The organism is Nonomuraea sp. C10, from assembly GCF_008017515.1.
GTDB classification, from domain to species: Bacteria; Actinomycetota; Actinomycetes; order Streptosporangiales; family Streptosporangiaceae; genus Nonomuraea; species Nonomuraea ferruginea.
In genome coordinates this window covers 1,765,750-1,787,556 of the sequence record NZ_VPFF01000001.1, presented here as the reverse complement: position 1 = coordinate 1,787,556, position 21,807 = coordinate 1,765,750, and the positions used below count along the sequence as shown (strand labels likewise).

The 21,807-nt window shown below is 73.4% G+C and carries 17 protein-coding genes; 8 read left to right on the top strand and 9 right to left on the bottom strand.

Annotation, left to right across the window (positions count from 1 at the left end; genetic code table 11):
- The first annotated feature begins 62 nt into the window (after window positions 1-62).
- Genes FR742_RS08050 through FR742_RS08040 form a run of 3 tightly spaced genes read left to right on the top strand, consistent with a single transcriptional unit; the run spans window position 63 to window position 3,252 of the window.
- A complete protein-coding gene (locus tag FR742_RS08050) occupies window positions 63-1,208 on the top strand; it encodes a Gfo/Idh/MocA family protein (protein ID WP_148030359.1) in 1,146 nt (381 codons plus the stop codon).
- Window positions 1,205-2,368, top strand: coding sequence for a dihydrodipicolinate synthase family protein (locus FR742_RS08045; RefSeq protein ID WP_148030358.1), 1,164 nt, complete (start codon window positions 1,205-1,207; stop codon window positions 2,366-2,368). The genes FR742_RS08050 and FR742_RS08045 overlap by 4 nt, the downstream gene beginning before the upstream one ends.
- Complete coding sequence (locus FR742_RS08040) at window positions 2,365-3,252, top strand: sugar phosphate isomerase/epimerase (RefSeq protein ID WP_148030357.1); 888 nt, start codon at window positions 2,365-2,367, stop codon at window positions 3,250-3,252. The genes FR742_RS08045 and FR742_RS08040 overlap by 4 nt, the downstream gene beginning before the upstream one ends.
- Here the strand turns inward: FR742_RS08040 and FR742_RS08035 are convergent.
- The 7 genes from FR742_RS08035 to FR742_RS08005 form a co-directional block, all read right to left on the bottom strand.
- Window positions 3,204-5,804, bottom strand: a complete 2,601-nt coding sequence (locus FR742_RS08035) for a PEP/pyruvate-binding domain-containing protein (protein ID WP_148030356.1) — start codon at window positions 5,802-5,804, stop codon at window positions 3,204-3,206. The genes FR742_RS08040 and FR742_RS08035 overlap by 49 nt on opposite strands.
- Window positions 5,805-5,880: 76 nt before the next feature.
- Window positions 5,881-6,807 carry an alkaline phosphatase family protein gene (locus tag FR742_RS08030; protein WP_148030355.1) on the bottom strand — a complete coding sequence of 309 codons (927 nt, stop codon included), beginning with the start codon at window positions 6,805-6,807 and terminating at the stop codon, window positions 5,881-5,883.
- 69 nt (window positions 6,808-6,876) lie between these two features.
- Complete coding sequence (locus tag FR742_RS08025; RefSeq protein WP_261808408.1) at window positions 6,877-8,505, bottom strand: phospholipase D family protein; 1,629 nt, start codon at window positions 8,503-8,505, stop codon at window positions 6,877-6,879.
- 284 nt (window positions 8,506-8,789) lie between these two features.
- Entirely contained in the window at window positions 8,790-9,563 is a 774-nt protein-coding gene (locus tag FR742_RS08020) for a sugar phosphate isomerase/epimerase (protein WP_148030354.1), read from the bottom strand.
- A gap of 16 nt (window positions 9,564-9,579) precedes the next feature.
- Window positions 9,580-10,572, bottom strand: a complete 993-nt coding sequence (locus FR742_RS08015; RefSeq protein WP_148030353.1) for a LacI family DNA-binding transcriptional regulator — start codon at window positions 10,570-10,572, stop codon at window positions 9,580-9,582.
- 69 nt (window positions 10,573-10,641) lie between these two features.
- Window positions 10,642-11,829, bottom strand: a complete 1,188-nt coding sequence (locus FR742_RS08010; protein WP_148030352.1) for a hypothetical protein — start codon at window positions 11,827-11,829, stop codon at window positions 10,642-10,644.
- 157 nt (window positions 11,830-11,986) lie between these two features.
- Window positions 11,987-12,553 (bottom strand): TetR family transcriptional regulator, encoded by a 567-nt coding sequence (locus FR742_RS08005; protein ID WP_148030351.1) that lies wholly within the window; start codon window positions 12,551-12,553, stop codon window positions 11,987-11,989.
- Window positions 12,554-12,629: 76 nt separating this feature from the next.
- Between FR742_RS08005 and FR742_RS08000 the strand changes: the two genes are divergently transcribed.
- From FR742_RS08000 to FR742_RS07980, 5 genes are all read left to right on the top strand, one after another.
- Window positions 12,630-13,361 carry an SDR family NAD(P)-dependent oxidoreductase gene (locus FR742_RS08000; protein ID WP_187281038.1) on the top strand — a complete coding sequence of 244 codons (732 nt, stop codon included), beginning with the start codon at window positions 12,630-12,632 and terminating at the stop codon, window positions 13,359-13,361.
- Window positions 13,362-13,584: 223 nt separating this feature from the next.
- Complete coding sequence (locus FR742_RS07995; protein ID WP_148030350.1) at window positions 13,585-14,370, top strand: hypothetical protein; 786 nt, start codon at window positions 13,585-13,587, stop codon at window positions 14,368-14,370.
- A gap of 39 nt (window positions 14,371-14,409) precedes the next feature.
- Complete coding sequence (locus tag FR742_RS07990) at window positions 14,410-15,594, top strand: thiolase family protein (protein ID WP_148030349.1); 1,185 nt, start codon at window positions 14,410-14,412, stop codon at window positions 15,592-15,594.
- A 64-nt stretch (window positions 15,595-15,658) separates the two neighbouring features.
- Entirely contained in the window at window positions 15,659-17,764 is a 2,106-nt protein-coding gene (locus FR742_RS07985; protein WP_148030348.1) for a 3-hydroxyacyl-CoA dehydrogenase NAD-binding domain-containing protein, read from the top strand.
- Between the two features lie 94 nt (window positions 17,765-17,858).
- Window positions 17,859-18,239, top strand: coding sequence for an SSI family serine proteinase inhibitor (locus FR742_RS07980; protein ID WP_148030347.1), 381 nt, complete (start codon window positions 17,859-17,861; stop codon window positions 18,237-18,239).
- A gap of 36 nt (window positions 18,240-18,275) precedes the next feature.
- Here the strand turns inward: FR742_RS07980 and FR742_RS07975 are convergent, their stop codons facing one another.
- Together FR742_RS07975 and dxs are read right to left on the bottom strand one after the other, a co-directional pair.
- Complete coding sequence (locus FR742_RS07975) at window positions 18,276-19,742, bottom strand: amino acid permease (RefSeq protein ID WP_148030346.1); 1,467 nt, start codon at window positions 19,740-19,742, stop codon at window positions 18,276-18,278.
- Window positions 19,743-19,820: 78 nt separating this feature from the next.
- Window positions 19,821-21,701 carry a 1-deoxy-D-xylulose-5-phosphate synthase gene (gene dxs, locus FR742_RS07970; RefSeq protein ID WP_261808846.1) on the bottom strand — a complete coding sequence of 627 codons (1,881 nt, stop codon included), beginning with the start codon at window positions 21,699-21,701 and terminating at the stop codon, window positions 19,821-19,823.
- Window positions 21,702-21,807: the final 106 nt, after the last annotated feature.

Here is a 21,807-nt window from a genome sequence, read left to right as displayed (position 1 = left end):
CTTGACGCCTCAGGCGGCTCCGCCGTACGGTTCGGGAAAGCGCTTTCCCTGAAAGGATCCCCATGAGCGTGCGCACCATCGGCGTCGTCATGAACGGCGTCACCGGACGGATGGGCTACCGGCAGCATCTGGTCCGCTCCGTTTTGGCGATCAACGAACAGGGCGGTGTGACGCTCTCCGACGGCAGCAGGGTCACCCTCAGGCCGGTGCTCGTCGGCAGGAACGCCGACAAGCTCGCCCGGATCGCGGCCGCCCACGGCATCCCCGACCACACCACCGACCTCGACGCCGCGCTGGCCGACGACGGCAACCTGATCTACTTCGACGCCCAGGTCACCTCGGCCCGGGTCAAGGCCGTGCTCAAGGCCGTCGACGCGGGCAAGCACATCTACGCCGAGAAGCCCACCGCCGAGTCGGTGCAGGAGGCGCTCGCGCTGGCGGAGGCCGCCGCGGCCAAGGGCGTCAAGAACGGCGTGGTGCAGGACAAGCTGTTCCTGCCGGGCCTGCTGAAGCTCAAGCGCCTGGTCGACGGCGGCTTCTTCGGCCGGATCCTGTCGGTGCGCGGCGAGTTCGGTTACTGGGTGTTCGAGGGCGACTGGCAGGAGGCGCAGCGCCCGTCGTGGAACTACCGGTCGGAGCACGGCGGCGGCATCGTGCTCGACATGTTCCCGCACTGGCACTACGTGATGGAGAACCTCTTCGGCCGGGTCACCTCGGTGTACGCGCACGCCGCCACGCACATCCCCGAGCGGGTGGACGAGCGGGGCGACCGCTACGCGGCCACGGCCGACGACGCCGCCTACGGGATCTTCGAGCTGGAGGGCGGCGTCGTCGCGCAGATCAACTCCTCCTGGACGGTCCGCGTCAACCGGGACGAGCTGGTGGAGTTCCAGGTGGACGGCACCCACGGCAGCGCCGTCGCGGGCCTGCGCGACTGCCGGGCGCAGCATCGCGCCGCCACCCCCAAGCCGGTCTGGAACCCCGACCTGCCGGTGACCGCCCGCTTCCGCGACGACTGGCAGACGGTGCCGGACAACGCCGAGTTCGACAACGGCTTCAAGATCCAGTGGGAGCTGTACGTCCGCCACGTCCTGGAGGACGCGCCGTTCCCGTACGACTTCGCGTCGGGCGCGCGGGGCGTGCAGCTGGCCGAGCTGGGCCTGCGCTCGTCTGCGGAGGGCCGCAGGATCGAGGTGCCGCAGCTGTGAGGATCGACCTGCCCGGCGGCCCGTACACGCTGAGCGAGCCGGTGACCTGGCCGGCCGGCGGCGGCCCCGCCGCCGGCCGCGTGGTGTACGCGGCCGCGCACGTGGTGGCCGACCCGCTCGGCGACAACACCCCCGGCGCGCCCGCCGCCGTCGACTGGGAAGCCACGCTGCGCTTCCGCCGCCATCTGTGGTCGTACGGGCTGCGGGTGGCCGACGCGATGGACACCGCGCAGCGCAACATGGGCCTGGACTGGGCCGCCACCCGTGAGCTGATCAGGCGCAGCGCCGCCGAGGCGGCCACGCTCGGCGACCCGGCGGAGCTGGTCGCGTGCGGCGCCGGGACCGATCACGCGCCCGGCGCGGACGACCTGGACGCCATCGTCGCCGCGTACGCCGAACAGGTGGAGACCGTCCAGGAGACCGGCGCCGGAGTGATCATCATGGCGTCGCGGCAGCTCGCCCGGGTGGCGGGCGGCCCGAAGGACTACCACCGGGTGTACGGGAAGCTGTTCGGGCTGGCCGACCGGCCGGTGATCCTGCACTGGCTGGGCGAGATGTTCGACCCCCAGCTGGCCGGCTACTGGGGGGCGCGCGACGTCGCGGCGGCCACGGAGTCGTTCCTGGAGCTGGTCCACGCGCACGCCCCGATGGTGGACGGGGTGAAGGTGTCGCTGCTGGACGAGGAGCACGAGGTGCGGCTGCGCGCCGCGCTGCCCGCGGGCGTCAGGCTCTACACCGGCGACGACTTCAACTACCCGTCGCTGATCAGGACGGGCTCGCACGCGCTGCTGGGCATCTTCGACGCGATCGCCCCGGCCGCCGCCGCGGCGCTGCGGGCGCTGGACGCCGCCGAGGCCGCGCCCGCCGGGCCGGACAGGGACCGGCTGCTGGCCTCGTACGAGGAGATCCTGGCGCCGACGGTGCCGTTGTCGCGCAAGATCTTCGAGACGCCGACGTTCCATTACAAGACCGGGATCGTGTTCCTGGCGTGGCTGAACGGGCACCAGGACGCGTTCGCGATGGTGAACGGCGCGCAGTCGGCCCGGTCGCTGACGCATCTGGCGGAGGTGTTCCGGCTGGCCGACCGGGCGGGGCTGCTGGCCGACCAGGAGCTCGCGGTGCGCCGGATGCGGGCGCTGCTGGAGGTGAACGGGCTGTGAGCCTGTCGCTGAACCAGTGGACGACACGGCGGTGGTCGCTGCCCGAGGCGGTCGACGGCTGCGCCAGGCACGGGCTGGAGGCCGTCGGCCTGTGGCGGGAGAAGGTGGCCGAGACGGGGCTCGCGCGCAGCGCCAAGCTGGTGCGCGAGGCCGGGCTGCGAGTCTCGTCGCTGTGCCGGGGCGGCTTCCTGACGGCGGGCGGGCTGCCCGGCGAGGAGGGCCGGCGGGCGTTCGCGCAGGCGCTGGAGGACAACCGGCGGGCCGTCGACGAGGCCGCCGAGCTGGGCGCGGCCTGCCTGGTGATGGTGGTCGGCGGGCTGCCGGGGGTGCGGCCGGGAGAGCCGCTGCCGGCCGGGTTCTCGCGCGATGTCGCGGGGGCGCGGGAGCGGGTGGCCGAGGCCCTCGCCTCGCTGGCCCCGTACGCGGGAGAGCGCGGGGTGAAGCTGGCCCTGGAGCCGCTGCACCCGGTCTACTGCCCGGACCGGGCCGTGCTCTCCACGCTCGGGCAGGCGCTCGACCTGGCGCTGCCGTACCCGGAGGAGCAGGTCGGCGTGGTGGTCGACACCTTCCACGTGTGGTGGGACCCGGCGCTCCACGAGCAGATCGCCAGGGCGGGCCGGCGGATCGCCTCCTACCAGGTGTGCGACTACCTGCACCCGCTGCCGGCGGACGTGCTGCTGGGCCGGGGCATGATGGGCGACGGGGTGATCGACTTCCCGCCGATCACCCGGGCGGTGGCCACCGCCGGCTACGCCGGCGACGTCGAGGTGGAGATCTTCAACGCCGACGTCTGGGCGGCGGACCCTGACGAGGTGGTGGCCACGATGAAGGAGCGCTACGCGGGCGTGGTGACCGTGCCGACGGCGCCGTTCACCGTGACCTGAGCGCCCGACGCGATGCGGTGGGTGGCGTCGGGGACGCCGACGACGGCGGGGATGCCGTACTCCCGCGCCACCACCGCGCCGTGCGACATGGCGCCGCCCATCTCCATGACCAGGCCGCCCGCGGTCAGGAACAGCGGCGTCCAGCCGGGGTCGGTGGATGGGCAGACCAAAATCTCGCCGGGCTCCAGCTGGGCGCCGACCGGGTCGAGCACCACCCGCGCCGTCCCCGTGACGGTGCCCGACGAGGCGGGGGTGCCGGTGATCGCCCCCTCCGGCGCCGCGCCGGCCATCGCCGCCTCGGGCTCGGTGCCGTCCGACAGCATGACCCGCGGCACGTGCCTGCGGCGGCGCTCCCGCTCGTGGACGGCCCGGCGGGCGGCGACGGTCTCCCGCACGTCACCGCCCTCCCCGGCCACCGCCGCCTCCAGCTCGGCGAAGTCCAGGAAGAACACGTCCTGCGCCGAGTCCAGCACGCCCTCGCCCACCAGGTGGCCGCCCACCTCCAGCAGGCTCGCCCGTACGCCCGCGATGGCCTTGACCGCGTAGAACTTGGGCAGCTCGCGGAGCCCGGCGAACTGCCGGGCGCGGCCCAGCGCGAACCGGACGACAGCGGCGCGGAGCCGGCCGCGGCGGCGCGCGGCGGCCACGGCCTCGTCCACCGCCCGCCGGGCCGCCACCTCGCCCCTGGCGAACAGCGCGGCCGGGGCGTGGTCGGCGTCCGCGTCCATGCGCAGGTAGTTGGCCAGCGCGCCGAGGATGTGGCCCGGCTCCTCCGACCAGCGGGGCACGCCGATGTCGATCTCGGCGACGCCGCGGTGCCCGTACCGGCCGAGGAACGCGGTGATCTCGCGCTGGGCGACGGGAGGCAGCGTGCCGGCGCGGTAGCGGCGGACCAGCTCGGCGACCGGCTCGCGCCGGAACACCTCCGGCTCGATGCGCGTGGCGAGCCGCCACAGCTCCAGGTCCATCTCGGTGGTCGGGTTGTTCGGGACGCTGCGCAGCACCTCCTGCATCTCGCCCAGCGGCGTCCCGGACAGCCTGGCGGCCAGCGCGTACAGCCCGTATCCGGTGAGCGCCGTCGGCATGATCGAGATGATCGCCGGGAAGGCGCCGCCGAGCATCCGCTGGGCGTGCCGCAGCCGGTCGGCGGGCGTGGCCGTCTCGGGCAGCCGCAGGTGCCCGTCGAGGTCCTCGCCCAGCTTGCGGGTGTACGCGAGCGCGCGTTCCGGGCGGGTGAGCGCCCGCAGCACCTTGGCGGGGACCCGCAGGCGGCGGCCGAAGTGGGCGGCGGCCCGCAGGAGCGGGCGGCGCGAGGTGTGCGTCACCGGCAGCCGGGGGTCGGCGGCCAGCTCGCGCACCAGCGCCACGGTGCGGGCCTCGCCCACCTGCATGACCCGGGGCAGGATCACCCGTCCCGCGCGGCTGCGCAGCGGGGTGGTGATGTCGATCCAGAGCCGCTCCCCCGCCGAGACCAGGACCGGCGGCCCCTCGCGCGGGTCGGCGGGCGGGCGCCCGAACGCGCCCGCGGCGCCGGAGGCGAGCAGCTTGATCGTCGCCTGCCCCAGCGGCGTGAGCGGACCCATGACGCCCTGCGCGACGTTGAACGAGAAGTACACCCGCAGGCCGTCCCGGGGCTCGGGCAGCGGGTACAGGGTGGTGATCGGCCTGGCCTGGGTGAGCCACAGCCCGCCGTCGGCGCCGATGGCCCACTCGGTGTCCTGCGGGGCGCCGTAGTGCTCCTCGACCCTGGCGCCCAGCGCGGCCAGCTCCCGCACCTGGTCGTCGGTGAGGCAGAACCCGTCGCGCGACGGCGTGTCGAGCCGCTCGGTGCCGCCGCCCGGCAGGGCCCGGATGAGCAGCCGCTTGTCGCCCGCGCGGCGCTCGCGGATCTCGCCGGTGCGGGCGTCGGCGACGAACCGGTCGGGGTTGACCGCGCCCGACACGACGGCCTCGCCGAGACCGGGGGCGGCGTCGATGACCGCCTCGTGCCGCCTGCCGGTCACCGGGTTGGCGGTGAACATCACGCCGGCCACCCGGGCGTCCACCATCTCCTGCACCACGACGGCCAGGCTGACGCCGGCGTGATCGACGCCGTTGGCCTCGCGGTAGGCGACGGCCCTGTCGGTCCAGAGCGAGGCCCAGCAGCGGCGCACCGCGTCGAGCACCGCCTCGGCGCCCGTCACGTTGAGGTAGGTGTCCTGCTGGCCGGCGAAGCTGGCGTGCGGCAGGTCCTCGGCCGTGGCCGACGACCGCACCGCCACCGCCGCGCCCGCCGGCAGCTTCTCGTACGCGACGGCGACGGCCCGCGCGATGTCCGGCGGGACGGGGGTGGCGAGCAGCCGTTCCCTGGCCTTCTCCGCCAGCCCGTCACCGCCGGCGGCGATCAGCCCGTCCAGGCCCGCCTCGGCGGCGACCCGCCGGTAGGCGTCGGTGGTCACCACCCAGCCCGGCGGCACCGGCAGGCCCGCCCCGATCAGCTCGCCGAGGTTGGCGGCCTTCCCGCCGGCTTCCGCCAGCATCCCGCCGCGCACCTGGGAAAGGTCAAGCACCATCGGGCCTCCCGCCCCTCGTGGTCCCTGAACACGAGTCTTCCCCTAGTGGGCGAGAAATTCAACACTTGATGAACAATCAGATCGGAAGCGGCACACCGTCCAGGTCCCACGCCGGGTCCACCGGGATGCCGAGCTGGGCCAGCGCCGTCGGGCCCACGTCCACCGGCCTTGGCCGCGCCAGCGGCACGCCGCCCAGGTCGGCGCCCAGCCGGGCGGCGATGACGAACACCGTCCGCTCCTCGTCCGACGCGCCGCCGTGGCCGCCTTCGTCGACGTGGCCGTGGTCGGTGGTCACCAGAACCGTCCACCGCTCCCCCGCGTACGAGGGCCGGCCGCGGATCGCGTCGAGGAAGCCGCCCAGGGCGGTGTCCTGGGTCATGAGCGCGGCGGTGTACTCGGGGCAGAACGGCCCCAGCTCGTGCGCCACCTCGTCGGTGTCGCCCAGGTAGACGAACGACAGGTCGGGGCCCGCCTCCGCCAGGTGGCGGCCGGCCTCGGCGGTGACCTGCTTGTCGGCGCCGGCGAAGGTGAGCGCGTAGCCGTCGAGCACGAGCCGGTGGCCGATGGTCCGGCCGAAGGCGCCGTGCTCGTCGAGGGCCGCCCAGGAGAAGAACGCCGCCGTCGTGAGGTCGGGGCGCGCGGCCTGCGCCCGCGACAAGAAGTCCGGATATTTCGTGAACTGTGCTCCGGCGAACCCGTTGTCCACCACGCCATGCTTGTCCGGCCACACCCCGCTGGCGATCGACGACCAGCCAGGCCCGGAGTCGGTCCGCGCCCTGATCACGCGTTCCCCGGGCGGAGCCGGCTCCGCCGGCGGCTCGGGGACGACCTCGCCGGGCGACTCGGTCCGCGGCGCGTCCTCCTCCCCGTACGGGAGCAGGCTCGTGCCGTACGCGCCCGCGGACATCAGCGACGTCAGGACCGGCGGGCGCAGCGCGCGCAGCCGGTCGAAGCGCAGGCCGTCCATGCCGACGACGAGCACCTTGTTTCTCAGCTGGGACATTCTCCCATCTAAGCGCCCTCGTCTGGATGATTGATTCCAAGGGGTGTGGAATCAATCATCTAGCAGCGGTCAGAACCGGCCCGACCGCCGAAGCTCGGCCGGCCGCCCGTCCGGGTCCACCGCGAACCGGTAGAGGGGCATGGCCAGCGCCTTCTGCAGCCTCGACAGGGTGGGCTCCGGGTGCGGGCGCAGCCGGCCCGGCGGGCGCGGCCCTTCCTCGCCGCCCCGGTGCCACTCCTCCAGCCGGGACGCGGCCCGCGCGAACGCCGCGAAGGCGGCGGCCGGATCGCACAGCTCGTCCTGCTCGCCGCCGGGTAGGTCCAGGTGCTCGGCCATGAGGGTCAGCCGCAGGTCGCGGGCGAAGCGCAGCGCGCCGTACGGCGGACGCGGGTCCTCCCGCTCGTCCAGCACCGCGCAGCTCAGCTCCGAGTCGTACGTCCACGAGCGCAGGTTGACGTTGTCGGAGCCGACCGTGGCCCACACGTCGTCCACCACGCAGGCCTTGGCGTGCACGTAGATCGGCGTGCCCCGGTGGTTCTCCAGGTCGTAGACGGCGACCCGGTCGCCGCCGGCGGCGCGCAGCCGGGCCAGGGCGTCCGCGCGGCCGATCAGGCTGGCGGGGCCGGCCAGCAGGCCGTCCTGGTCGGGATGGCGCGGCACGACGACGATCATGCGCAGGCCGGGCTCGCGCTCCAGCGCCTCCGCGAACGGCTCGATGACGTCGGTGGACCACAGGTACTGGTCCTCCAGATAGACGATGGAGCGGGCGCGGGCCAGCACCTTGCGGTAGGCGCGGGCGATGCTGCGCTCGCCGTCCGGCGCGAACGGATAGCGGTCGCGCCGCGCCGGATAGGTACGCAATAACTGCACCGCGTGCCGCCCGGCCGGCGGCGGAGGCGGACCCGGCTTCGGCAGCGGCGGGGCGTCGTCCAGCCGGCCGATGTGGTCGCGCAGCCGGCGCAGCGGGTCGCGGGTCTCGGGGGCGGGGTCCTCCCAGCGTTCACAGAAGACCGCCTCCACCTCGGCGACGGCCGGCCCCTGGATGGCGACCTGGACGTCGTGCCAGGGCGGGCGGCGACCGTACACGGCGGGCATGGGGCAGCTCTGCGGGTCGCCCAGATGGTCCGCGTCGTCGCGGCGGCTGTGGCACAGGTCGATGCCGCCGACGAAGGCGACGTCCCTGGCGGGGTCGCCGTCGTGGCGCAGGATGACGAACTTCTGGTGATGCGCGCCGCCCGGCTTGGTCCGCGTGTCCAGCAGGGCCTGGCCGCCGGAGTCCTCGATCTCCCTGCCGAGGCGGCGGTTCTCGGCCGAGCTGAAACGCAGCAGGTCCATGTGGGAGCGCCAGATGAGGCCGCGTACGAGGGCGCCGCGCCGCGCGGCCGCGGCCATCGCCTCGCCCACGGTCGGGCCGTCGGGGGTCAGGCGCTCGTCGGGGTCGCCGCGCCAGTCGGCGAACAGCAGCAGGTCGTCCTCGCCGAGCCGCTCGACGCAGGCCCGCAGCTCGGCGAAATAGGTCGCTCCGTGGACGAGCGGGCGTACGTCGTTGCCGGTCGTCCACGGGCCGAGCCTGGTCGCCCCGTTGCCGCGTTCCTCCTCGGTCAGGAACCAGTCCTCGATCCGCATCCCGTACCGGTTACCCCGTACGGGGGCGGTGATGTGCGTCTGCGCGGCTGTCTCCTTGTCGTCCCTGGTCAACCCGCGTGAACGTCGCCCCGCGCGCACTCCTCGACCAGACGCTCGACTGCCACCCGCGTCCCGGTACGCCAGCCCTGCTGCCCCTTCGGGCAGGTCGGCGAGCACCTTCGCCGGCTCCCAGGCAGGGCTCGCCGGCCCTCAGCGCGGCTGGGGCGACGTCGCCGGTATCAGCCACGGACGTCGACGGCTCGGAGGTCATTCGCGTTGGCGTGGATGTCTTGTTCGAGGATCTGGTGCATCACGTCGGCGAGGAAGGATATCCCACACCCCTGGGAATCAATCGTCTAGATGCCGAACCGCCGCACCCACGCGGCGGCCCCCGGCAGGATCTCCTCCACCGGCGCGACCTGCGGATACCAGGTGCGCTCCCACTCCAGCGACACCCAGCCGCGGTAGCCGGCCGCGCGGAGCAGCTCGCCCGCCTCGTCCAGCGGCACGGAACCGGTCCACATCGGCACCGGGGTGGTGTCGGCGGCCGACACCGCGTCCTTGACCTGGACGTAGGCCAGGCTCGGGCCGAGCGCGGCGAGCGTGGCGGCCGGGGACTCGCCGTGGCGCCACGGGTGGAGCAGGTCCCAGAGCGCGCCGGACGTCGCGGGGGTGCCGGCCTCGGCCAGCAGGGCGGCCACCGCGGCCCCGGTGGCCATCTTGTCGTGGGTCTCCACCAGCACCCGCACGCCCAGCTCCGCCGCCGTACCGGAGACCGCCTTGAGCCGGCGCGCGCCCAGCGCGGGATCGTCGCCGCGCGGGAACACCCGCACCGCCGGCGCGCCCAGGTCGGCGGCCAGCTCCAGGTCGGCGCGGAGCGCCGCCATCACCGCCTCGTCGTCCGCCGGCTCGCAGACGCCGACGTAGCCGGCGAGCGCGGCGATCTCCAGCCCGGCGTCCTCGACGCGCCGCCGCACCGACAGCCGCTCCGGGCCGCCGAGCCCCGCGTGCACGCCGGTGTCGGGATGCAGCCGCAGCTCCAGCCCCGCGCAGCCGGCCCGCAGGCCGGTCTCGATGGCCTCGTCCAGGCCGGCGCCCGGCATGCCCAGGGTGCTGAAGGCCAGTCGCATCAGGTGGGTTCTCCCGTCACCGCAGGTCTCGGACGCTCTCGCGGAGCACGACCTCGCCGGCCACCCGCTCCACGACCACGCCCTCGTCGGTCGTCAGCGCCAGCTCCAGCGCCCGCGCGCCCATGTCCTTCAGCGGCAGCCGGACCGTCGTCAGCGCGGGCACCTGGTCACGCAGCGTGGCGATGTCGTCGAAACCGGCCACCGACACGTCCTGCGGAACCCGGATGCCGTGCTCCCGGTAGGCGGCGAGCGCGCCCACCGCCATCACGTCGTTGACCGCGAACACGCAGGTCGCGTCGCCGGTGCGCCGGGCCGCCGCGTAACCGCCGTCGCGGTCGAACGGGCCGTGCAGGACGAGCGGCTCCGGCAGTCCGAGCTCCCGCAGGGCCGAGGTGAACCCGGCGCACCGGTCGGCGGCGGTCATGAGGTGGGGCGGCCCGGCGAGCACGGCGAAGCGGGTGTGGCCGAGCCCGGCCAGCGCGCGGGCCAGGGCGGCGGAGCCTTCCCGGTTGGCGGGCGCGACGGTGTTCACGCCCAGCAGGTCCTGGCCGACGCAGGCCACCCGCCCGCCGCTCGCGCGGTAGGCGGCGAGCTCGGCGGCCAAACGGCCGGTGACCTCGGGGTCGGCCATGCGGGACCCGGCCAGCAGCACGGCGCGGACCCGCTGCGCGTGCAGGGTGGACACGTACGCGATCTCCTGCTCGGGGTCGCGGTGGGTGGTGCCGACCATCACCAGCAGGCCCTCTCCGGCGGCGGCCCGCATGGCGCCGTCGGCCAGGGCCGCGAAGTACGGGTCGGTCAGGTCATGCACCACGATGCCGATGACGTTGCTGGCGCCGCGGGCGAGCGTCTGGGCGGCGATGTTGGCGCGGTAGCCCAGTTCGTCGGCGGCGCGCTCGACGCGCGCCCGCAGCGTGGCGCCCACCTGGCGGGTGCTGCCGTTGAGCACCCGCGAGGCGGTCGCGAGCGAGACGCCCGCCTGCTTGGCGACGTCTTCCAGCGTGACCAAGAGACCCTCCAGGAAAACGGTTTCCAGTATGCCGGAAAACAAGCGTCCGGAACCGCATCCTTACACGTCTCAGCCCCAGGGGAACAGGATGTCCAGCAGGCCTCGCCTGGTCTCCTCCGGCTGCGGCATGTCGGTGACGGGATCGCTGGTCGGCGCGCTCGACTCGGTGTCCTCCGTCCGGTCCGGCTCGGGCCGGGCGCTGACCTTGGCCTCGTTCATCTCGTTGACCGGCGCGCGGGTGGCCCTGCTCGACGGCTCCGGGTCCGGCTCGGCGGCACGGGTCCGCGTGCGGGTGGGCTCGGGCTCGGGCTCCGGTTCGGCCGAGGCCGTCCGGGTCGGGCGGACCCTGGTCTGCGTCGTGGGCGCGGTGGTGGGGGTCTCGGAGACCTCGGGCTCGGGAGTGGCCGTATCGGTCGCCTCCTCGATGGGGACGTCCGTCTCCGCCTCCTCGTCGGCGGAGGGCGAGCTGAGGTCGCTGACGGAGGCGCACCGCCCGTCCGCGCAGGGGTCGTCGGAGGAGGTGCTGGTGAGCATCCAGCCGCCGCCCACGCCGAGCACCACCACGGCCGCGGCGGCGGCCAGCAGCAGCCTGGTGCGGCGCCGCACCTCGCCGTCGCCGTTGTCGTAGTCCTTGCCGTAGTCCTTGCCGTGGTCGCCGCCGTCGCCGGAGGAGCCGGTCCAGCCGGAGCCGAGGAACCCGCGCTTGGGCTCCTCCTCGGGCTCCTCGTAGCCCCGGTCGAGGGGCAGGTAACCGGCCCCATCCGGGTCGTCGGCGGGCCTGCGCGGGTCGCTCGGCTCGTCTCCCGCGTACTCGCCGGCCGCGCTCTCGGCGAAGGCGTCGGTGTACACCGGACCCTGGGAGTCGGGGTAGCCGTCGATGTAGGAGGCGCCCTGGTCGTCGGTGTAACCGCCGCTCGCGCCGTACGGACCGCTCTCGGCGTACGAGGTGCCCTCGGCGTACTGGGTGCCCTCGGCATACGGGCCGTTCTCGGCGTACGGGGCGTTGTCGGCGTACGAGCCGCCCTCGGCGTACGGGGCGTCGAGGTAGGAGGGCTCGTCCTTGGCCGGGTACGGGTCGCCGGCGGGGGTGTCGTCCGGGGGCAGGATGTACGTCTCGTTGCCCGAGACCTGGATGGCGGGCTGCTCGTCGGTGTCATCCGTGCTCCAGCGCGGAGACAGGACATCGCCGGTCAGGTCCGGGTTCACCGGCCTGCCCTGCCCGTCGTCGTATGGCCTGTCGTTGTCGTCGCGCGCCACGCTGAACCTCTTCTAGTGCGAATACGGAGTGCAACCTTTCATAACAGATTTAACCAACATCTGTCCGGATATTTCACTCGTTTCCCGAAGACTACTCACAGTCACATCGGCCCCTGCCGTGACTCGACGTCCCACCCCCGGAGACGCCGGAGGGCCTTCAGCGGATCCCGGCGAGGAGGGCGTCGAGCGCGGACCTGACCCGCTCGGGCGTCACACCCTCGCGCAGCCGGTGCGCCAGCAGCGGCGCGGCGAACGGCGCCAGCAGCGCGTCGGCCAGCGGGGCGGCGTCGGCGCCGGGCGCCGCCTGCGCGACCAGCATCGCCAGGTGGGCGTGGTGGGCCTGGTAGGCGCCGCCGAAGCGGGCCAGCGGCGCGGCCGTCTCGGCCATCAGCAGCAGGTCGAGCTGCTCGACCGTACGCTCCAGCAGGGCGTGCAGGAACGCGCGGATACGCACGCGCGGCTCCGCCCCCGGCCCGAGCGGCGGCGGCCCCGCGACGAAGGCCGCCTGGAACTCGCGCTCCCGCTCGTCGATGAGCGCGTAGGCGAGCCCGGAGCGGTCGCCGAAACGGCGGTAGAGCGTGCCGACGCCGACCCCTGCCGCGGCGGCGACCTCCGCCATCGCCAGGCCCTCCACCCCCCGCTCGGCGACGATGCCGGCGGCGGCGGCGAGGATCTTCGCCCGGTTGCGGGCGGCGTCGCTGCGCTCGCTTCTCACGGCGTCCATCCTTCCACCCGAGACAAACGGAATGGATTCCGGTTATTATCTCAAGCGGAATCCATTCCTTTTCATTGGAGGAATCATGGGACGCAAGGTCGCGCTGGTCACCGGAGGCAGCAGGGGGATCGGCGCCGCCATCGCCCGCCGGCTCGCCGCCGACGGGTTCGACGTGGCGATCACGTACGCCGCCGAGGCCGGCCGGGCGGCGGCCGTGACCGCGGAGGCCGAGGCGCTGGGGCGGCGTGCCCTGGCCGTCCGGGCCAGGGCCGAGGACGCGGGCGAGGTGGTGGCGGCGGTCGAGCGCACGGTGGCCACCCTGGGCCGGCTCGACGTGGTGGTCGGCAACGCCGGCATCGCCCCGTACGGGCCACTGGAGGATGTCACGCTTGAGGAGGTGGACCGCGTGCTCGCGGTGCACGCCCGCGCGTCGTTCGTGCTGGCCCAGGCCGCGGCGCGGCACCTGCCGGAGGGCGGGCGGATCATCATGATCGGCAGCAGCCTGGCCGAGCGCGTCCCGTACCCGGACTGGACGCTGTACGCGATGAGCAAGTCCGCGCTCGTCGGCCTCACCAAAGGGCTGGCCCGCGACCTCGGCTCCCGCGGCATCACCGCCAACCTGGTCCATCCCGGCTCCACCGACACCGAGATGAACCCGGCCGACGGGCCGGGCGCCGACGAGGAACGCTCGTACACCGCGCTGGGCCGCTACTGCTCACCGGAGGACATCGCCGCGACCGTGGCCCACCTGGCCGGCGAGGGCGGCCGCAACATCACCGGCGCCGCCATCCCCGTGGACGCCGGCGTCACAACCTGACGACACCCCCAACGCTCCCAACTCACGCAGACGGGAGGTCACGACCTGACGGGGACCACCGACCTCACGCGGACGCCCGCGTCGCGAGTTGACGGCACCCGCTCGCTTGGACGCGGGCGGGACCGTTGACGATTCCGCCTCGCTTGGGCGCGGATTCGGGAGTCGGTGGATCGGTGACTCCAGCTTGCCGAAACCGGGACGTCACGGAGCGTTGTCCCGCATCATGACCACCATGCTCACGAGCGAGATCGCGCCCCCTCCCGGCGCCGTGGCCGTGGCGGCGCTGCGGGCGCGGGTCCGGGACGCGCGGCGCCGCGCCCGTGTGGCGCTGGCCGCCGCACTCCTGTTCCCGGCCGCCACGCAGGTGCTCGCCGAGCGGGCGGACGGCGTGTGGGCGGCGCCGCTCGCCCTGCTCTCGCTGGCGTCCTTCGCCGGCGCGCTGGCCGCGCTGGCCGTCACGCAGGTGGTGTGGGGGTCGCGGGTGCGCGCCGCCCGGCGCCGGGAGCGGGAGCTGTACGCGGTGCCGCCGCCCCCGCCGCTGCTGCCGGTGGGCAGGCTGGTCATGGCGTGCGGGTGGGCGGTGGTGCTGCTGCTCGGCGGCACGCTGCCGGGCCTGTTCGGGGAGTCCCCGCTCGCCGCCGTCCTGGAGAGCGCGATGACGGCGCTCGGCTGGGCCGGGGCGGGAGCGGCGGTCTGCTTCGCCGCCTGGTGGGCCCGTGACCTCGCAGCGCGCGTCGCCCACCCGGGCACACCTCCCAGCGACCCCTGGGACCCCGCCCGGCTCGCCGGGAACCTCCCCGGACGTCAGGCCCCCACGAGCGGGAGGACGCCCAGGCATCGAGCGGGTCCCCGCCTCGGGCGCGTGCGGGCGGTGACACGGAGAGCAGGGGTGATGGTGGCTGTGACCGGGGTGCTGGGGGTAAGGGGGAGGGTGTGGGACCTCGATCCGGTGGTGATCTGCGCCCTGGTCGCCGCGGGGGTCGCGTGCGCGGTAGTTACTGATGAGTAGCATAAGGGCGGAAGCTGTCCAGCAACGAGGAGCTGATCCGTGCCTTCCTCTCGTGACGTCGTGTTCGTCGACGGCGTGCGCACCCCTTTCGGCAGATCCGGGCCGAAGGGGCTGTATGCGGAGACCCGCGCTGACGACCTGGTCGTGCGCGTCATCCGCGAACTCATGCGGCGCAACCCCGCCCTGCCGCCCGAGCGGGTGGACGAGGTCGCCATCGCCGCCACCACCCAGATCGGCGACCAGGGCCTGACCATCGGCCGCTCGGCGGCGGTGCTGGCAGGGCTGCCGAAGTCCGTGCCCGGCTACGCGATCGACCGGATGTGCGCGGGCGCGATGACCGCGGTGACCACGGTCGCCGGCGGCATCGCCTTCGGCGCCTACGACGTGGCCATCGCGGGCGGCGTCGAGCACATGGGACGCCACCCGATGGGCGAGGGCGTCGACCCGAACCCGCGGTTCCTGTCGGAGAAGCTGGTCGACCCGAGCGCCCTGGTCATGGGCATGACGGCGGAGAACCTGCACGACCGCCATCCCACGATCACCAAGGAGCGCGCCGACGCGTACGCGGTGCTGTCGCAGGAGAAGGTGGCCAAGGCGTACGCGGACGGCAAGATCCAGCCCGACCTGGTGCCGACCGCGGTGCGCACGGCGGAGAAGGGCTGGGGCCTGGCCACCCAGGACGAGGCGCCGCGTCCCGGCACCACCCTGGAGGCGCTGGGCACGCTGAAGACGCCGTTCCGCCCGCACGGCCACGTGACGGCCGGCAACTCCTCGGGCATCAACGACGGCGCGACCGGCTGCGTCGTGGCGGCCGCCGACGTCGCCGCGGAGCTCGGCCTGACGCCGAAGATGCGGCTCGTCTCGTACGCGTTCGCCGGTGTGGACCCGGAGGTCATGGGCGTCGGCCCGATCCCGTCCACGGAGCGCGCCCTCCGCCTGGCGAATCTCGAAATGTCGGATATTGGGCTGATCGAGATCAACGAGGCGTTCGCCGTCCAGGTCCTCGCCTTCCTGGAACACTTCGGCCTCGCCGACGACGACCCCCGGGTGAACCCGTACGGCGGCGCGATCGCGTTCGGCCACCCGCTGGCCTCCTCCGGCGTACGGCTGATGACGCAGCTCGCCCGCCAGTTCGGCGAGCGCCCCGACGTGCGCTACGGCATCACCACCATGTGCGTCGGCATGGGCATGGGCGGCACCGTGATCTGGGAGAACCTGACGTGAGCGAGCGAAGCGAGAGAACCATGAGACACAGCAGCATGCTCACAGGACCGACGGAGGAGGGCCTGTGAGCACTCTGGACACCTGGCGCGCGCTGCTGACCGAGCGGGCCACGGACGAGGTCGTCACCAAGGCCCTGGTCCGCGACGTGGAACTGCCCGGCGGCGCGGGCACGATGGCGCTGATCACGCTCGACAACGGCTTCGACCACACCAAGCCCAACACGTTCGGCCCGCACGGCCTGTTCGCGCTCAACGGCGCGCTGTCGGAGATCGCCGAGCGGACCGACCTGGCGGCGGTGGGCGTCACCGGCAAGCCGTTCGTGTTCGGCGTCGGCGCCGACCTGAAGGGCGCGGCGGCGCTGACCACCCGTGAGGAGGCGCTGGCGATCGGCGCCCTGGGCCACCACGTGTTCCGCCGGCTGGGCGAGCTGGACGTCCCGTCGTTCGCGTTCGTCAACGGCGCGGCCATGGGCGGCGGCCTGGAGGTGGCGCTGCACTGCACCTACCGCACGATCTCCTCGGGCGTCCCGGCGGTGGCGCTGCCGGAGTGCTCGCTCGGCCTGGTGCCGGGCTGGGGCGGCACGCAGCTGCTCCCCCGCCTGACAGGCCCGGCGAACGCGATCAAGCTGATCGTGGAGAACCCGCTCGCGCAGAACCGCATGACCAGGGGCCGCGAGGCGTTCGAGCTGGGCGTCGCGGACGCCCTCTTCGAGCCGGCCGACTTTCTGGAGGAGTCGCTGCGCTGGGCGGCCCGGGTGCTCAGCGGCGAGGTGACGGTCGAGCGCCCCGACCACACCGCCGCCGACTGGGACAAGGCGGTCGCCGACGCCCGCTTCCTGGTCGACATGAAGCTGCACGGCGCCGCTCCCGCGCCGTACCGGGCGCTCGACCTGGTCGCGCTGGCCCGTACCGCCTCCCGCGACGAGGGCTTCGCCGCCGAGGACGAGGCGCTCGCCGACCTGCTGCTCAGCGACGAGCTGCGGGCCGGGCTGTACTCCTTCGACCTGGTGCAGCGCCGGGCCAGGCGGCCCGCGGGCGCGCCGGAGTCGTCGCTGGCGCGCAAGGTGACCAAGGTCGGCGTCGTCGGCGCGGGCCTGATGGCCTCGCAGATGGCGCTGCTGTTCGCCCGCCGGCTGCAGGTCCCGGTCGTGCTGACCGACCTCGACCAGGGCAGGCTCGACAAGGGCGTCTCGTACGTGCACGCCGAGGTCGACAAGCTGGCCGGCAAGGGCCGCGTCTCGCCCGACCAGGCCAACCGGCTCAAGGCGCTGGTGACGGGCTCGCTGACCAAGGACGCCTTCGCCGACGCCGACTTCGTGATCGAGGCGGTCTTCGAGGACCTGACGGTCAAGAAGCAGGTGTTCGCCGAGGTGGAGGCCGTGGTGCGGGCCGACTGCGTGCTGGCCACCAACACCTCCTCGCTGAGCGTCACCGCGATGGGCGAGGACCTGGCGCACCCGGAGCGGCTGGTCGGCTTCCACTTCTTCAACCCGGTCGCGGTCATGCCGCTGCTGGAGATCGTCAGGGGCGGCGCGACCGACGACGCCACGCTGGCCACCGCGTTCGCCGTCGGCAAGGCGCTGAAGAAGTCGTCGGTGCTGGTCAAGGACGCCCCGGCGTTCGTCGTCAACCGGCTGCTCACCCGGTTCATGGGCGAGGTCATCGGGGCCGTGGACGAGGGCACCCCGCTGGAGACGGCCGAGCACGCGCTGGACCGGCTCGGGCTGCCGATGACGCCGTTCGCGCTGCTGCAGCTCGTCGGCCCGGCGGTGGGCCTGCACGTGGCGGAGACGCTGCACGAGGCGTTCCCCGACCGGTTCGGGGTCTCGGCCAACCTGGCCAAGCTGGTCGCCGCCGGCAAGCCGGGCGTGTACCGGCCGGACTTCTCGCTGGACGAGGAGGCGGTCGCGCTGTTCGCGGGCGGCTCCGGCGTCGCGGACGGGCCGTCCACCGCCGATCAGGTACGCGTGCGCGTGCTGAGGGCGCTGGCCGGGGAGATCCGGATCATGCTGGACGAGGGCGTCGTGGCGGCGCCGCAGGACATCGACCTGTGCATGATCCTGGGCGCCGGCTGGCCGTTCCACCTGGGCGGCATCACCCCGTACCTGGACCGCGCCGGTCACTCGCCGTCACGGTTCCTGCCGCCGGGAGTCGCCTCGCTCCCCGCTTGACCTGCCTTTGGGGAGGCTCGCCCGGCGGGCCTCCCCTCCGGCCGTCACTCTCCGTCGTAGCCTCTGATGCCGTGTGCTACGAAGGGAAAAGATCATGATGAAGGCGTTCGGCGCGATCGCGCTGTGCGGGTCCCTCCTGACGGTCCCGGCCCCGGCGGTCGCGGCAAGCACGCCGGGAGCGGTCCTGCGGATCCTGGTCACGGTGAAGAACGGTCCCACGCGGACGGCCACGCTCACCTGCCGTCCGGCGGGCGGCACCCACCGGTCGGCGAGCGCGGCCTGCAAGCTGCTGGCGCGGGCCGGCGGCGATCCGGCCCGGCTGGTGGGCAGCTCGAAGGCCGCCTGCACGCGCGAGTTCCGGCCCGCCGCCGTGGTCGTGACGGGCCGGTGGCGCGGCGAGCCGATCTCGTTCGGCCGGATGTACTCGAACGCGTGCCTGATGAAGTCGGCAGGCGGGGCGCTCTTCACGCCCTGATCCGCGGGTCTCGGCGGGGGCGGCTCCGGCCGCCCCTCACGACCGCCGGTCGGGCCCGGCCACCATGCTGTGGCGGTAGCCGTACGCGAAGTAGAGCACCGTGCCGATGACCATCCAGATGAGGAACCGGAGCCAGGTCTCGACCGGCAGGTTCAGCATCAGGTAGAGGCAGGCGAGCACCGACAGGATCGGCAGCAGCGGCACCAGCGGCGCCCTGAAGGCCCGTGGGAGGTCCGGACGGGTGCGCCGCAGGATGATCACACCGGCGGACACCACCACGAACGCGAAGAGCGTGCCGATGTTCACCAGCTCGGCCAGCGCGCTCAGGGAGATGAACCCGGCCAGCAGGGCGGCGACCACGCCGACGATCGCGGTGAGCAGCGCGGGCGTGCCGGTCCTCGGGTGGACCTTGGCCAGCGGGCGCGGCAGCAGCCCGTCGCGGCACATGGCGAACAGCACCCGGGTCTGCCCCAGCATGAGGATCATCACCACGGTGGTCAGGCCGGCGATCGCGCCGATGCTGATGAGCGCCGCCGCCCAGGGCTGCCCGACCGCGGTGAACGCGTCGGCCAGCGGCGCGGCGGTGCTCAGCTCGGTGTAGGGCTGCATGCCCACCACCACCAGCGAGACCGCCACGTACAGCAGCGTGCAGATCACCAGCGAGCCGAGGATGCCGCGCGGCAGGGCGCGCTGCGGCTCGATGGTCTCCTCCGCGGCGGTGGCCACGATGTCGAAGCCGATGAAGGCGAAGAACACGATGGCCGCGGCGGTGAAGATGCCCAGCACGCCGAAAGCCACCGGCGTGATGCCGAAGAGCACCTGGATGAGCGGCGCCTGCACGCCCTCCACCGCCGGGGTCGGCTGCGGCTCGGGGACGAACGGCGTGTAGTTGGCCATGGAGATGAAGAACAGCCCGGCCAGGATCACCAGCAGGACGACCGTGACCTTGATGATCACGATGACCAGGTTGACCCGGGACGACAGCTTGATGCCGGCGATCAGGACCGCGGTGAGGATGAGCACGACGGCCATCGCGGGCACGTCCACCACGGGGTCCTCGCCCGCGATCGACGGGGGCAGGTGCACGCCGGCCGAGGTGAGCAGCGCGCTGAAGTAGCCTGACCAGCCGACGGCGACCACGGCGGCTGCCAGCGCCATCTCCAGCAGCAGGTCCCAGCCGATGATCCAGGCGGGGAACTCGCCCAGCGTGGCGAAGGAGAAGGTGTAGGCCGATCCGGCCACGGGGATCGTGGAGGCGAACTCCGCGTAGCACAGCGCGGCCAGCCCGCACACCACCCCGGCCACCACGAACGAGATCGCCACCGCCGGCCCGGCCATCTCCCTGGCGACCTGACCGGTCAGCACGAAGATGCCGGTGCCGATGATCACACCGATGCCGAAGACCGTCAGGTCGACGGCGGTGAGACGCTTGCGGAGCCGGTGCTCGGGCGCCTCGGTGTCACGGATCGACTGCTCGACACTCTTCGTGCGAAAGATGTCCACGGTCGGTGATCCTTCCCGGGTCCGGGGCGATCATGCGAGGTGCGGAATCTCACGTGAGCGTAACCCGGGAAGGCTCTCCTACGAAGGACTGACGACCTGCGAGCTGCGCTTGGCGACCGCCTCGGTGATCTGGCGGGCGAGGTCCTGGCCGTTGAGTCCGATCCGGCCGAGGATGACGGCCCGCTTGGCGTGGTCGAGGAAGCGCTGCGGGATGCCGAAGTTGCGCACGGGCACGTCGACGTCGGCGTCGCGCAGCAGCCGCGAGACCGCGTCGCCCACGCCGCCGACCCGGCCGTTGTCCTCGACGACGGCGACGAGCCGGCGTCCGGCCGCCGCGCCGATCAGGGCCTCGTCGAGCGGCTTGACCCAGCGCGGGTCGACCACCGTGGCGCTGATGCCCTGCGCGTCGAGCAGGGTGGCGGCCTCCAGGCAGACGTGCGCCATCGGGCCCACGCCGACCAGCAGCACGTCGGGGTCGGAGGTATCGGGGTCGCGCAGGACGTCCATGCCCCCGAGCTTGCGTACGGGCTCGATCGCCTCGGCGACGGGGCCCTTGGGGAAGCGCAGCACGGTCGGCCCGTCGGTGACGGCCACCGCCTCGCGCAGCAGCTCGGTCAGCCGCTCGCCGTCGCGCGGGACGGCGAGCCGCAGGCCGGGCACGACCTGGAGGATGGAGAGGTCCCACATGCCGTTGTGGCTGGCGCCGTCGTCGCCGGTCACGCCGGCCCGGTCGAGCGCCACGGTGACGGGCAGCCGGTGCAGGGCGACGTCCATGAGGAGCTGGTCGAAGGCGCGGTTGAGGAAGGTGGCGTAGACGGCCACGACCGGGTGGAGTCCGCCCATGGCCAGACCGGCGGCGCTGGTCAGGGCGTGCTGCTCGGCGATGCCGACGTCGTAGGTGCGGTCGGGGAAGGCGTCGGCGAAGCGCGCCAGGCCGGTCGGGTGGAGCATCGCGGCGGTGATCGCGACCACGTCCTCGCGCTCCTTGCCGAGCCGGACCAGCTCGTCGCTGAACACGTCGGTCCAGATGCGGCCCTTGGGCTTCTCGGCGCCGGTGGCGCGGTCGAAGGCGCCCGGCGAGTGGAACTGGTCCTCGTCGTGGTTCTCCGCCGGGCTGTAGCCGCGGCCCTTCTGGGTGAGCGCGTGCACGATGACCGGGCCGCGGAAGCCGCGGGCCCGGCGCAGCGCCGCCTCCATGGCCTGCTCGTCGTGGCCGTCGATGGGGCCGACGTACTTGAGGCCGAGGTCCTCGAACATGACCTGCGGGGCGATGGCGTCCTTGACGCCCTTCTTGAGGCCGTGGAGCGCGTCGTAGAGCACGGGAACGTTCCCGAGCTTCTCCTTCACGAACTCCAGCGCGTCCTCGTAGCGGCGGTCGACGCGCAGCGACGACAGGTGGGAGGCGAGGCCGCCGATGGTCGGCGAGTAGGAGCGCCCGTTGTCGTTGACCACGATGACGACCGGCAGGTCCTTGACGGCGGCGATGTTGTTGAGCGCCTCCCAGGCCATGCCCCCGGTGAGCGCGCCGTCGCCGATCACCGCGACGGCGGTGCGGTCGCGCTCACCGCGCAGCTTGAACGCCTTGGCCAGGCCGTCGGCGTAGGACAGGGCGGTGGAGGCGTGGGAGTTCTCCACGAAGTCGTGCTCGGACTCGGCCTGGCTGGGGTAGCCCGACAGGCCGCCCTCCTGCTTGAGCGCGCCGAAGCCGGCCACCCGGCCGGTGAGCAGCTTGTGCACGTACGCCTGATGACCGGTGTCCCAGATGACCGGGTCGCGCGGCGAGTCGAAGACGCGGTGGATCGCGATGGTGAGTTCCACCACACCGAGGTTGGGGCCGAGGTGGCCGCCGAAGCGCGCGCACGAGTCGACGAGCAGGTCGCGAATCTCACCCGCCAGCAGCGGCAGGTCCTCCGCCGCGAGCCGTTTGACGTCGTGCGGTCCCTTGATCGAGCCCAGCAACCCGCTCACGGATCCGGCTCCCCTCTGCTCTTGTTCGCCGACTGGGTCGAGTCTAGTTCGCGGATGCCGCACTAGACCCATCGACTTAAATCCACCCACATTTGTC